This is a genomic window from Bifidobacterium sp. MSK.17.10 (assembly GCF_019129655.1).
Classification (GTDB): Bacteria; Actinomycetota; Actinomycetes; order Actinomycetales; family Bifidobacteriaceae; genus Bifidobacterium; species Bifidobacterium adolescentis.
Genome location: NZ_JAHOJD010000001.1, coordinates 143624 through 156453, shown reverse-complemented (window position 1 = coordinate 156453; position 12830 = coordinate 143624). Strand labels below are relative to the sequence as shown.

Here is a 12830-nt window from a genome sequence, read left to right as displayed (position 1 = left end):
ATGCCGTATCGCCTATCGATACCGCATGGCAACGGCATATGCGATTAGTCGCCGAGACACAGCATGACGGAGGCGCGGAACATGCCGTCACTGTGCTCGAAGGAGGCCGTGCCATGGTGCCGTTCGGCCGTCTCTCGTACGGTGGCGGTGCCCAGCCCCGTGCCACCATGTTTGGTCGAGACGAGATCGCCGTCGATCCGTTCGATGCTGGTATCGGCTTCGCCGTACGTGTTGTCCACCGTGATGAACAGGGCCGCCGGAGGGCCGGAACGATACCGGATGCGCACTTTGAGCCGCCTCTCGCCCTGCGTTTGCTGGGTGATGGCCTCCGTGGCGTTCTCCAGCAGATTGCCGACCATGGAGCATAATTCCGCGTTGTTGATGTTGATGTATTGCGGCACCGCCGCTTTGACGTCCACATCCGCACCCAAATGCCGGACCCAATCGCAATAGTAGACAAGCACCGCGTTCAGCGACGCATGCTCGCAATACTGCATTGGTGCCGTTTGCAGCAGCCGGTGTTTGGACATCTCATCCAGATATGAGCGGATGCCATCCATGTCTTCAGCCGCGGCCAACGCCTGCAGTGAGTGGATGTGGTGACGCACGTTGTGCTTGATCTGACGCGCCTCACGGATCCGCTCGTTCATGTGTTGCAGCTGCAACGTCTGCAAAGCCTCATAATGCTGTCGCCTGCGGGCCGCGAGCAGACGGTCCGACTGCTGAATCATGTACCAGATGAGGAAATACGCCAACACCATGAAACAGGAATAGACCACCGCCACGGTGAACGCGATTTCCAGCATATGCGAGTCCAACAGCGTGGAATTGTCCGCCGGCATGCACCACACCACAATCGCGGACGAAACGAACGGAAACAGCCAGATAAGCTGCCAGAAGCCTTTGCTGATGGATGGGGAATCGAATGTGGCTGGAATCGAATCATGCAGCGGATGCCATAGCGAGACCAGTGCGACGACGTCAAGCAGCAGCAGATTGACCAGTCCCGGCCAGCCGACGCGGAGATTGGCTGAATCCGCGCCAAGAACGGCCACATCGATGACGAGCGACAGATAGTAGACGATCGCCACCATGTAGGAAGCCGTGGCCACAATCAGCAACAGTTGCCGCCATGGCAGTTCGGTCAGCCATCGCAGGACCAGCAGCACAAGCGGCGCGGTCGGAATGACCGTCCACAGTGATGGGATGCCCAGAGTGCCGCACAGCACGCCGCATAGCAGGAACCAGACCAGTCCGATGGACATGAACAGTGTGCCGTTACGGCGTGGATTGTCCATGTGACTCCATGCCATGATGAGGCACAATGCCAGGCCGGACAACGCGTTGAGCTGCTCTCCGATGGCGAAGAACAGACCTGACGGGGTGGTTTGGGCGATGCCGTTCCGGATGATTTCGCCGAGTGGTGCGAACATGTCAGTCCTCCGTACGCATGCGGGTGAACGTGTATTCCGCGTATGCGCGGCAGGTGGTGGTCACCGCCGTTTTCGTGATGGGAATGCGTTTGCCGCCTTTCATGACGAACTGCGCGTTGGTGATGCCGGACACGTAGTCGAAGTTGACGAGCACGCCTCGCGCGGTGCGGTAGAAGTTGTCGAACACGGTGAGCCGTTGGTCCACGTCGGAGAAATTGGTGCGGATTTTGGTCTGGGTGCCGTCCGCGAACGTAAATTCCACGTAGTGCGCGTTGGACAGGGCGTATGCGATGAGCCGCCGGTCCATGGTCACGGCCGGATTGCCGAACGCCACATGCCAGCTGGAATCCACCGTGCCGGGCGACTGCGCCTTTGCCAGATGGGTGACCGGCGGTTTTGCCTTCAGCTGCTCTTCGACGCGTTCCATGGTGGCTTCGAAGGTTTTGCGATTGACGGGCTTGAGCAGATAACCGCTCGCCTGCACCTCGTAGCCGAGCACCGCGAAATCGGTGCTGGACGTGATGAAGACGATCGCGCAGTCGTCGTTCTGATTGCGCAGCAGCCGCGCTATGTCCAATCCGGTGGTGGCATGCGGCAGATTCTCGTCGCTGAGATAACAGTCGAGCAGCAGCAGGTCGTAACGGCTGTTCTTCCAGCTTTCGATGAACGATTTCGCGTCGGGGAAAACGTCACAGACCGTTTGCATGGCATTCCTGCCGGCGGTTGCGCCGACGTTCCGGCCGTTGAAGTATTCCGCGCACATGGTGGCGATCAGTTCGCGTTCGGCAGGGTGATCCTCGACGATGGCGATGCGCACGTTCCCTCCTTGCTGTGCCGTGATTGCGCGGATGACGTTCCGGCTCTGCTTCCAAGCGTACCGGGAGAGGGAAATACGGGGTGCCGCGGAGCTTGCGTTTCATGCCAGAAAAGCACGTTTCGTGCCATACGGCGGATATCGACAACGAAAAAGACCCGCTCCATACGGAACGGGTCTTTTTCGCGCTACGCCTTGATTACTTGGCGGAACGCCGTATCACTCGGCCAGAGCCTTGTCCACGACCTCGGTGGCCTCGGCGAGCACCTTGTCCAGAGCCTCAGGGGATTCGAAGCTCTCGGCGTACACCTTGTAGATGTTCTCGGTGCCGGACGGACGGGCGGCGAACCAGTTGTCCTTGGTGGTGACCTTCAGACCGCCGATCTTGGCGTGGTTGCCCGGAGCCTCGGTGAGCTTGGCGGTGATGTCCTCGCCGGCCAGCTGGGTGGCCTCGACGTCGTCGCCGGTGAGCTTGGCGAACTTCTGCTTCTGCTCGAGGGTGGTCGGGGTATCGACGCGCTTGTACCAGCTTTCGCCGAAACGCTCCACCTGCTCCTGGTGCAGCTGGGCCGGGTTCTTGCCGGTCTTCGCGGTGATCTCAGCGGCCAGCAGGTCCGGAATCAGGCCGTCCTTGTCGGTGGTCCACACGCGGCCGTCCTTACGCAGGAAGGACATGCCGGAGCTTTCCTCGCCGCCGAACGCGACCTCGCCCTTGAACAGCGGGTCCACGAACCACTTGAAGCCGACCGGAACCTCGACGAGCTTGGCGTTGATGGAGGCGGCCACGCGGTCGATCAGGGAGGAAGACACGAGGGTCTTGCCGATGCCGGCGTTCTCCGGCCAATCCGGACGGTTGCCGCCGAACAGGTATTCCACGCACACTGCGATGTAGTGGTTCGGGTTCATGACGCCCCAGTTCGGGCAGACGATGCCATGGCGGTCGGCATCCGGATCGGTGCCGCCGACCAGATCGTACTTGTCCCAAGCGCCGTTGTTGAGGGAATCGACCAGACCCTTCATCGCGTACGGGGAGCTCGGATCCATGCGGATCTTGCCATCATGGTCGATGGTCATGAAGCTCCAGGTCGGGTCGACCTGCGGACGCACCACGTCGATGGTCAGGTTGTACTTCTCGTTCATGAGCGGCCAGTAGTTGACCGAAGCGCCGCCGAGCGGGTCGATGCCCAGGCGTACGCCGGAGGAGCGGATCACGTCGAAGTCGATGACGTTCTCCAGATCGGCCACATAGTGCTCACGGAAGTCGAAACGCTCAACCAGATCGGACTTGACGGCCTGCTCGAACGGCACGCGCTTGACGTTCCTGAAATCGCCGAGCAGCTCGTTGGCGCGGTCGGCGATGGCGTTGGTGACGTCGGCCGGAGCCGGGCCGCCGGTGACCGGATCGTACTTGAAGCCGCCATCGGTCGGCGGGTTGTGGGACGGGGTCACGACGATGCCGTCGGCCAGGCCTTCGCCGGTGAAACGCTGGGTGCCGTCGGCGGCGCGGTTGTGGGTCAGGATGGCCTGGGACACGACCGGGGTCGGGGTGAAGTCGTCACGGGAGTCGATGCGCACGGTCACGCCGTTGGCGACGAGCACTTCGATGGCGGTCTTCCAAGCCGGCTCGGACAGGGCGTGGGTGTCGCGGCCGATGTACAGCGGGCCGGTGACGCCGGCCTTCTTGCGGTATTCGGCGATGGCCTGCGTGATGGCCACGATGTGGGCCTCGTTGAATGAGGTCTTCAGGGACGAACCACGGTGTCCGGAAGTGCCGAAGGAGACGCGCTGCTCCGGAACGTTCGGGTCGGGGACGACGTCATAGTACTTTCCAATGACCTCGTCGACATTGATCAGATCTGCTGGGGTGGCGGGCATTCCCGCATTTTTTGCAACCATACCTTCATTGTGCCACGAGTTTGCGCGGAACGCGGAAAGCCATCCCACAATGTGCGATGAATACGTTTTCTTTTTGACGTCTCGGCGTGTCTCCAGTATGGAATTGGGGTTTCAGTGTCCCGATGCCCGACGATTTGCGCATCGCACGCCGATAGTGTATTGTTTCTAACGAATTCGACTCATGCAGGGTTGCAAGTCAACATTTTTAGACGCAAGACCTGGAATGTGGCATTGGTTTGCCATGTTCCGGGTCTTTTTTGTTGCAAAAAAGCCGCGCTGCGTCATCGAATCCCATCGGAAGGAAATAGAAAGGAATCAGGATGGCTGACTCTCTCGCATCGCAGATCATCACTGCGATCGGCGGACCTGAAAACGTTCGCAGTCTGACGCATTGCGCCACCCGACTGCGCTTCGAGCTGGCGGACGCGTCCAAGGTGGACCAGAACGCCCTCGAACATATGAAGGGCGTGCTTGGCGCGGTCCCGCAAAGCGGTGACCGTTTCCAGGTCGTCATCGGCGGCGGCGTGGCCACCGTATACGAAAACATCATGCATCTGCCCGAAATGGCGAACGCCGGTGCCGCCTCCGCATCCGGCGAAGGCCAGAAGAGCAACGCCGACGTCAAGGCCGAGGCCCGTTCCAAGGCACGCGGCAAGGTGGCATGGCTGGACTCCTTCTTCGAGTATCTCGCCGACTCCTTCCGCCCGATCCTGGGCGTGCTGCTCGGCGCCTCCATCATCATCGCCCTGGTCAACCTGCTCATCTCACTGAACGTCATTCCGAATGACGAGGCCTCCGCCGGCTGGGTGTTCGTCAAGGCCATCTGGAAGGGCGTGTTCTACTTCCTGCCGATCATGGTCGCCTACAACGCCGCCAAGAAGCTCAAGGTCGATCCGTGGCTGGGCGGCGCCATCATGGCCATCCTCATGACCCCGCAGTTCACCAGCCTGATGGACGCCAAGACCACCACGTGCGTGGAGAACGCGGCTCTGGGCACCAAGTCCTGCACCGCCAACATCTTCGGCATTCCGATGGCGTTGAGCGACTACAGCGGCAACGTGTTCGTGCCGCTGCTCATGGCCGCCGTGCTCGCCCTCGTCTACCACGGATTGAAGAAGATCATTCCCGAAAGCGTCCAGCTGGTGTTCGTGCCGTTCTTCTGCATGATCATCGTCGGCGCGCTGACCGCCTTCATCATCGGCCCGATCGGCGTGTGGGTCGGCAACGGCCTCGGCGTCGGCCTGGCTTGGATGAACACCCATGCACCGTTCATCTTCGCCATCATCATCCCGCTGCTGTACCCGTTCCTCGTGCCGCTCGGCCTGCACTGGCCGCTCAACGCCCTGATGCTCATGAACATCCAGACGCTCGGCTACGACTTCATCCAGGGCCCGATGGGCGTGTGGAACTTCGCTTGCTTCGGCGCCACCGCCGGCGTGCTCTTCATCGCCGTGCGTGACAAGGACAAGGACATGCGCCAGACCGCTCTCGGCGCGCTCGCAGCCGGCCTGCTTGGTGGTGTTTCCGAACCGTCCCTGTACGGCATCCACCTGCGTTACAAGCTGGTCTACAAGCGCATGCTCGTGGGCTGCGGCCTTGGTGGCGTCGTCATTGCCGTCCTCGGCTGGCTCTTCCCGTCCGTCACCGCCGCCGGCCAGACCGTGCATGGTGTGACCACCACCGCCTTCGCCTTCACCTCGCTGCTGACCATTCCGGTCTTCGACCAGATGTGGGTGTACGCGGTGTCCATCGCGGTCTCCTTCCTGACCTCCTTCTTCCTGATCATCACCTTCGACTACCGCACCCCGGAACAGAAGGCTGAAGTGCTGGCCCGCGCCGCCGCCGATCAGAAGGCCGCCGCTCCGGCGGTCGAAGCCAAGGAAGCCGCTCCGGCTGCCACCACCGCCACCGCGACTGCTACCGCCACCAAGACCGAAGCTCCGGCCGCTGCCGCCGCCGCGACCACCGTGGTGAACGCTCCGGTCGCCGGCCACGTGATCGCCCTGGACGAAACCGGCGATCCGGTGTTCGCCTCCCGCGCGCTCGGCGAAGGCGTCGGCATCCAGCCGACCGACAGCGAGGTCGTGGCCCCGGTCTCCGGCGTGCTGCAGACCGTCGCCGAAACCGGCCACGCCTTCGGCATCAAAACCGATGACGGTGTGGAAGTGCTCGTGCACGTCGGCATCGACACCGTGAAGATGAACGGCGAGGGCTTTGCCGTCAAGGTCAAGGCCGATGAGCGCGTGAATGCCGGCGATCCGCTGGTTTCCGTCGACTTTGCTAAAGTGAAGGACGCTGGATACAGCACCACCACGCTGATGACGGTGCTCAACACCGCCGCCCTCACCTCCGTCACGCCGAAGACCGGCATCGACGTCAAGGCAGGGGACGAGGTGATCGACATCCAGCGCTAACCTGTCACACAGAGGCGAAAAAGGGGTCGACGTGGACGTTCTTCGCGTATTCAACAACAATGTCGTATTGGCTAGAGACGGTGATCGTGAGGTGATTCTCACAGGCCGTGGAATAGGCTTCCAAGCCAAGCCGGGACAACATGTGGATGACGCGAAGATCGTCCGTCGGTTCATCCCCGTCGATGGCAAGGATCCCGACCACATGGCGCAACAAGTGGCCGGGATCCCGCCCGAAATCATCAGACTCGTCACGGACGCCATGAACCGTACGGGACTGAAAGAACAGGCAGACAAGCAGCCAACCCTGGTCATGGCGCTCGCCGACCACATCTGCGGCGCGATACAACGCGCGCAAAGAAAACAGAACATCGAATATCCGCTCGAAGCGGAAGTACGTTCCCTATACGCCGACGAATACGCCAAAGGCGTGGCGATGGTCGACGCGATGAACACGTATTTGGGTGGCGCGTTGCCCCGCAGTGAGGCGGTGGCGCTCGCCTTGCATTTGGTGAATGCCGGATTCTCCGGCGGCGACCTGTCCGCCACCTACACCATGACCGGCATCATCCAGCAGATGATCGCCGTCATCGAAGGCGCGTACGGCATCACGCTTGCGCAGGACAGCGTCAATGTGGCGCGATTCATCACGCATTTGCGTTACCTGTTCGTACGCATCCACCAGCATGAGCAGCTCGACGATGAGCCGCAACCAATCATCGAATCAATCAAAACCTCATATCCGAAGGCTTGCCAGTGCGCAAGGCAGCTTGCCGTGGTGGTGAAGATGCGTCTTGGTTCCGACCTTACGGAAGCCGAAATCGCCTATCTTGCCCTGCATGTGGCGCGCGCGACCAACGGAGTGAATCGGCAGGACGACTGAGTTTCCGGTATCTTCCGATATTCAGCAGCCCGTTCCGCGCATTCCTGACGGTTCCTAATCGTTCGACTGTTCGGCCGGCTGCCCGCTTGCCTGTTCGGTCGGCTGCGGTTTCGTTGGCGTAGCCGACATATTCGCGTTCAACGCCAGTATGCCGGTATCTTCGGAAGCGGCCTCCGGCACGCGCACGCATAGGGCCTGACGTTCCACGCTGAAACGGATGTGCTTCGTTTCAGGCAGCATATCGCCATCCACCTGCGCCAAAACAGGCCTCTCCAAAGTGATTTCCGCGCTGACGCCCTGCACCTGGTCGACGGTGGAGTTCGTGGACAGCGGACTCTGCTGAGCTTTGCCGGTGATGGTCTGGTGCAGCACGTCGCCGAACAGATTCGCCCAACCGATCAGGCCGCCGGACGTGTCGATGATCTCGTAGTCGAGGATGCCATCGTCATAGGAAGCTTCGGGCATCAGCGAAAACATGGGGATCTGGCCGCAATTGCCCGCCATGAACGTGCGGAACGTGAGACCACGCGTGGAATGCGTGCTGCCGTCGGCGCTGGTGATGGTCACATTGCCCTTGTACTTCGGGGCGAACAGATTCTTCACGCCCGACACGAAATAAGCCAGCCAGCTGATGTTCTTCTTCAATTCCGGATCGGTGTCGTCGATCATCAGTGCGTCGAAACCGATGCCGGCGATGATGAGGAACGCATGCCCGTGGTCGGTGGTCTCATCATCCAGAAGGGTCAGACGGCCCACATCCACCAGACGGGAGCCGTGCGACGTGGCCACGGTGAGCGCCGCATCGATATCGTCCACGGGAATGCCCATATTGCGGGCGAACAGATTGCCGGTGCCGATCGGCACGATGCCCAGCGCATGCCCGGTACCCGACAGCGCGCTCGCGACGGTACGCACCGTGCCATCGCCGCCGACAGCCACCACCACATCGGCACCATGGTCCAACGCTTCGAACGCGCAGGCGCGACCGTCCTTGTCGAGCTGCGTTTCGATGAATTCGATCTGGGTGAGATGCTTCGCCTCGCAGAACTCCTTGATATGCTGCTTGCGCTGTTCCGCCTGGGGCTTTGAAGGATTGACTATGAACGCGTAATGCACTTGGTCATCGTCACGCTTGTCAAGCTTCTCCGCGAGCGTACGGTGCTTGTACGCGCGGTATCCGAAGAAGGCGGCCGCGCATACGGCGACCACGGCGATGATGACGAGCAGGACGATAACTGGCATAGGCATGCCTCTATTGTCTATGCGATTGCGCAAAAAGACGAATTCGACATGAAAAATTCGGCGTTCCCTCACGTTATATCCAAAAATGAGAACGATGGCGTCAGTGTCTGCTTTCGGCACTAGGCTGGGAAGCATGCTTGATATTCAATTCATTCGTGAACATGCTGACGTTGTCAAGGAATCCCAGCGTAAGCGTGGCGAATCGGTCGAACTGGTCGACGAGGTGCTGCGCTCCGACGAGGTTCGCCGTTCCTCTCTGAAGGAATTCGAAGCTGCCCGCGCGCAGCAGAAGGAGATCGGCAAGAAGGTCGCCGCCGCCCCCGCCGACGAAAAGGCCAAGCTGATCGCCGCAACCAAGGAACTCTCCCAGAAGGTCTCCGAATACAAGGCCGCAGCCGACGCCGCAGCCGAGGAATACACCACCGCCATGTGGAAGCTGTCCAACATCGTCGAGCCGGAAGCTCCGGAAGGTGGCGAGGACGACTACGTCGTGGTCAAGAAGGTCGGCCAGATCCGTGATTTCGCAGCCGAAGGCTTCGAGCCGAAGGACCACCTGACGCTCGGCCGCGGCGTGGCCGGTATCGATATGGAGCGCGGCGTGAAGGTCGGCGGCTCCCGCTTCTACTTCCTGCGCGGCCAGGTGGCCCGCATGCAGATCGCCATGCTCACCATGGCCGTCGACCAGGCCGAGGAACACGGCTTCACCCTGGCCATCACCCCGACGCTGGTGCGTCCGGAAGTAATGCGCGGCACCGGCTTCCTCAACTCCCACGCCGACGAAATCTACCGCCTGCGCGAGCCGGACGACCAGTATTTGGTCGGCACCTCCGAAGTGGCGCTCGCCGGCATGCACGAGAACGAGATCCTGAACCTTGAGAACGGCCCGCTGCGCTACTGCGGCTGGAGCTCCTGCTACCGCCGTGAAGCCGGCGCAGCAGGCAAGGACACCTCCGGCATCATCCGCGTGCACCAGTTCGACAAGGTGGAGATGTTCGTCTACGCCAAGCAGGAGGACTCCTACAAGGAGCATGAGCACCTGTTGGCCATGGAGCAGGAAATGCTCGGCAAGGTCGAGGTGCCGTACCGCATCATCGATACCGCCGCCGGCGATCTGGGCTCCTCCGCGGCACGTAAGTTCGACTGCGAGGCTTGGGTGCCGACCCAGGGCCGTTACCGTGAGCTGACCTCCACCTCCAACTGCACCGAGTATCAGGCCCGTCGTCTGAACATCCGCGAACGTATGGAGGATGGCAACACCCGCGCCGTCTCCACGCTGAACGGCACGCTGGCCACCACCCGTTGGCTGGTCGCCATTCTCGAGAACCACCAGCAGAAGGACGGCTCCATCGAAATTCCGAAGGCCATGCGTCCGTACATGGGCGGCAAGGAAGTCATCGAGCCGACCAAGTGGGAAGCCTGATTTTCCAAGACGTTCGCGTCTGATATGAATCCGTGAAAGCGGCGTTGGCATTTGTGCCGGCGCCGCTTTTCGTATGTTGGACGGTCCCAGTGCCGTTTGTGTCGTTCTGGGCAGATGCGTGTGCGGTTTTCTGTTGGAAGCGACGGGGATGGAGGCTGTGCCAGGTGTCGCACTTCCGCGCACTGTGGTATATTGGCGTTTCGTGCGTAGCAGCGATGTTAGGCGCAAAGGGTAGATGTCTGAGCGGTCTAAAGAGACGGTCTTGAAAACCGTTGAGGTGCAAGCCTCCGCGAGTTCGAATCTCGCTCTGCCCGCATCAATCAAGGGCTTACCGAAGGATTTTTCGGTAAGCCCTTTTCCATGCCGTTTATGGCGATTGTCGTTGTCGTGGCGGCAACGTCACACAATCCGTCGATCCGCGGCCCAACGGGTGAGCTCGGAACGGTTCGACAGCTGCAGTTTGCGCAGCACCGAGCTCATATGGGTCTCCACGGTCTTGATGGAGATGAACAGTTCCGAAGCCACCTCCTTGTACGTGTAGCCGCGCGCGATCAGCCGCATGACCTCCTGCTCGCGATTGGACAGCCGGTCCAGCTCGTCATCGTGGATCGGGCCGCCGAACGCGCCGTTCGCGCTCGGGCCGTTCTGGAAGGCGGACAGCACGAATCCCGCCAATTTCGGCGAGAACACGGCGTAGCCCTCATGCACCTGCTTGATGGAGGACACCAGGTCGTCGCCGGAAATAGTCTTCGTCACATATCCCTGCGCACCGGCGCGGATCACGGAACCGACATCCTGCGGCGAATCGGAAACAGACAGCGCAAGAAACACGGTATTGGGGGAGTAAGGCCGTGATTTCGTGAGGATTTCGGTGCCGCCGCCGCCCTCGCCGCCCGGCACATGCACATCCAGCAGCACCACGTCCGGTTTGGTCTGCGCGATCATCGCCACTGACCCCTCCACGTCGGCCGCCTGTCCGACCACGTCGAAATACGGCTGCAACGTGGCGATCACGCCCGCGCGGAACATCTCATGGTCGTCCACGACGGCGATTCTGATGCGCTGTTCCCGCTCGCTCATTCCTGCTCCTTGGTTCGATTGATTCATTGCCGCACCTGCTGCATGTGCCGTGTTCATTGCGCCGATTGCACGCCCGTATCGCCGTCCGCTGTGGTGGTCGTAGCGCTGTCCGCATCCTCCGCCGCTCCTGAAATCGGCATGTGCATGCGCACCTCCGTGCCCCAGCCGGGCCTCGACACAATCTCCACTGTACCGCCGCGGCGCTTGATACGTCCGATGATGGACTCGCGGATGCCCAGGCGATTCGCTGGAATGGCTTCGACGTCGAAGCCGTCGCCATGGTCGCGTACGAACACCTCCACCAGCTTGTCGCCGGCCTCGCAGTAGACGGACACCGGTTCGCCGCCATGCGTCACGGCGTTGACGAGCGCCTGCTGCGTGGCATCCAACAACGCGTCGGTCTGCGCGCTCGGCCGCGCGTCGCCCACCGTCACTACCTCGATCGGCTTGCCATGCGTGTCCTCCACATGCGCTGCGATCTGCTTCAAACCGGCGTTGACGGAACGGTCCGACGTGGTGCGCTCCTGATATAGCCATTCGCGCAACTCGCGTTCCTGCTGCCTTGCCAGTGAAAACACGGTCTGCTGGTCATCGGCGTGCAACTGGATCAGCGCCAGCGTCTGCAGCACGCCGTCGTGCAGGTGGGCGGTCATATCGGCGCGCTCCTCCTCGCGTTCCTTCAGCGCGCGTTCCGTGCCCAAATCACGCACCAGCGTCATAATCCACGGCACAATCGCCAGCAACACGCCGACAAGCAGCGCCAAACCGGCGACGAGCATGGTGAACGTGGCGTGCCGTGCGGACTGCATAATGCGCACGTGGGTGGCGATGTAGATCGCGTACGCGACGAAAATGACCGCGATGCCGCCGAGCATCGTCCATAATTGGCCGTCCTTCGCGTTGAACCGCAGCCAGGAGACGCCGACGCCGACCACGCCGAGCAGCAACGGCACAATCAGCGTGCCTTCAATGCCTTTCGTCGCCATCGCCACGCATAGGCCCAGCATAAGCAGTCCCGCCATGGCCAGCAGCGCGGGTCTCGGCGCGTTGGCGAACATCTGTTCCAGGCTTTCGGACGATTGTGCTCCGCTGCCGGATTGCATGCCGTCCGCGTTGCCGTCGCTGTCTTGCGATTGCGCGCCGCCGTTTCCGACGTTCCTTAGGTTTCTTACGTTCCTCACGTTGCCGTGGGACAGCGGTGCGTTCTCGACGGGCTGGCTGCCGGCGATGACGTACGCCTGCTGGACCGGGTCTCCGACGGGTACGGTGATCCACAGAAAAATATAGGCGATCGCGCCCGCACCGAAGAAAAACGTGGTGATCACGAAAATGAAACGGATGAGATGAACGGACACGCCCAGATGTATGCTGATGGCCTTGGCCACGCCAGCGACCTCGCGGCCGTACGTCGGGCGCAGCAATGGCAGTCGCGCCGGCTTGGACGGCACGGGACGGCCTTCGCGCAGGGCCTGCACGTAGCACCAGCGCATGTAGACCGCGCTGGCCTGGTCGTACTGTTCCTGCGTGTATCGCGGTTTGGCTAAGGACTTCATGCTTCCATTGTGCCCTGTCGGGGATGCCGATTCAGGGCTTTCAGCTGGTGTTCAGGGCAGATTCAGGGTGTTCCCCGATACGTATGACGGCTGCGGAT

At 61.4% G+C, this 12830-nt stretch carries 9 protein-coding genes and 1 tRNA gene; 4 read left to right on the top strand and 6 right to left on the bottom strand.

Annotated elements, in window-relative coordinates; translation table 11 throughout:
- Positions 1-44: 44 nt before the first annotated feature.
- The 3 genes from KSX58_RS00620 to pgm form a co-directional block, all read right to left on the bottom strand.
- The gene (locus KSX58_RS00620; RefSeq protein ID WP_217735843.1) at positions 45-1433 is read right to left on the bottom strand and encodes a sensor histidine kinase; all 1389 of its coding nucleotides are present in this window, start codon (positions 1431-1433) and stop codon (positions 45-47) included.
- Position 1434: 1 nt separating this feature from the next.
- A complete protein-coding gene (locus KSX58_RS10570; protein ID WP_003808178.1) occupies positions 1435-2250 on the bottom strand; it encodes a LytTR family DNA-binding domain-containing protein in 816 nt (271 codons plus the stop codon).
- 216 nt (positions 2251-2466) lie between these two features.
- On the bottom strand, positions 2467-4143 hold the full coding sequence (pgm, locus tag KSX58_RS00610; protein WP_033499400.1) for a phosphoglucomutase (alpha-D-glucose-1,6-bisphosphate-dependent): 1677 nt from the start codon (positions 4141-4143) through the stop codon (positions 2467-2469).
- Positions 4144-4463: 320 nt separating this feature from the next.
- Between pgm and KSX58_RS00605 the strand changes: the two genes are divergently transcribed.
- Both KSX58_RS00605 and KSX58_RS00600 read left to right on the top strand, forming a co-directional pair.
- On the top strand, positions 4464-6557 hold the full coding sequence (locus KSX58_RS00605) for a glucose PTS transporter subunit IIA (RefSeq protein WP_038444106.1): 2094 nt from the start codon (positions 4464-4466) through the stop codon (positions 6555-6557).
- Between the two features lie 31 nt (positions 6558-6588).
- Entirely contained in the window at positions 6589-7437 is an 849-nt protein-coding gene (locus KSX58_RS00600; protein ID WP_217735844.1) for a PRD domain-containing protein, read from the top strand.
- A gap of 54 nt (positions 7438-7491) precedes the next feature.
- On the opposite strand, the gene KSX58_RS00595 is transcribed toward KSX58_RS00600, so the two are convergent.
- Positions 7492-8685, bottom strand: a complete 1194-nt coding sequence (locus KSX58_RS00595; RefSeq protein WP_011742848.1) for a diacylglycerol kinase family protein — start codon at positions 8683-8685, stop codon at positions 7492-7494.
- Positions 8686-8812: 127 nt separating this feature from the next.
- On the opposite strand from KSX58_RS00595, the gene serS reads away from it, so the two are divergent.
- A complete protein-coding gene (gene serS, locus KSX58_RS00590) occupies positions 8813-10099 on the top strand; it encodes a serine--tRNA ligase (protein ID WP_011742849.1) in 1287 nt (428 codons plus the stop codon).
- Between the two features lie 229 nt (positions 10100-10328).
- Positions 10329-10413 (top strand) — tRNA-Ser (locus tag KSX58_RS00585).
- An 85-nt stretch (positions 10414-10498) separates the two neighbouring features.
- Here KSX58_RS00585 and KSX58_RS00580 read toward each other — a convergent pair.
- Both KSX58_RS00580 and KSX58_RS00575 read right to left on the bottom strand, forming a co-directional pair.
- The gene (locus KSX58_RS00580; protein ID WP_217735845.1) at positions 10499-11179 is read right to left on the bottom strand and encodes a response regulator transcription factor; all 681 of its coding nucleotides are present in this window, start codon (positions 11177-11179) and stop codon (positions 10499-10501) included.
- A gap of 53 nt (positions 11180-11232) precedes the next feature.
- On the bottom strand, positions 11233-12732 hold the full coding sequence (locus KSX58_RS00575; RefSeq protein WP_217735846.1) for an ATP-binding protein: 1500 nt from the start codon (positions 12730-12732) through the stop codon (positions 11233-11235).
- Positions 12733-12830: the final 98 nt, after the last annotated feature.

What these genes read in the sequence shown, in the direction of transcription:
- KSX58_RS00620 (WP_217735843.1), bottom strand. Translation starts at nt 1,433, where the DNA reads ATGTTCGCACCACTCGGCGAAATCATCCGGAACGGCATCGCCCAAACC.
- pgm (WP_033499400.1), bottom strand. Translation starts at nt 4,143, where the DNA reads ATGGTTGCAAAAAATGCGGGAATGCCCGCCACCCCAGCAGATCTGATC.
- KSX58_RS00605 (WP_038444106.1), top strand. Translation starts at nt 4,464, where the DNA reads ATGGCTGACTCTCTCGCATCGCAGATCATCACTGCGATCGGCGGACCT.
- KSX58_RS00595 (WP_011742848.1), bottom strand. Translation starts at nt 8,685, where the DNA reads ATGCCTATGCCAGTTATCGTCCTGCTCGTCATCATCGCCGTGGTCGCC.
- serS (WP_011742849.1), top strand. Translation starts at nt 8,813, where the DNA reads ATGCTTGATATTCAATTCATTCGTGAACATGCTGACGTTGTCAAGGAA.
- KSX58_RS00580 (WP_217735845.1), bottom strand. Translation starts at nt 11,179, where the DNA reads ATGAGCGAGCGGGAACAGCGCATCAGAATCGCCGTCGTGGACGACCAT.
- KSX58_RS00575 (WP_217735846.1), bottom strand. Translation starts at nt 12,732, where the DNA reads ATGAAGTCCTTAGCCAAACCGCGATACACGCAGGAACAGTACGACCAG.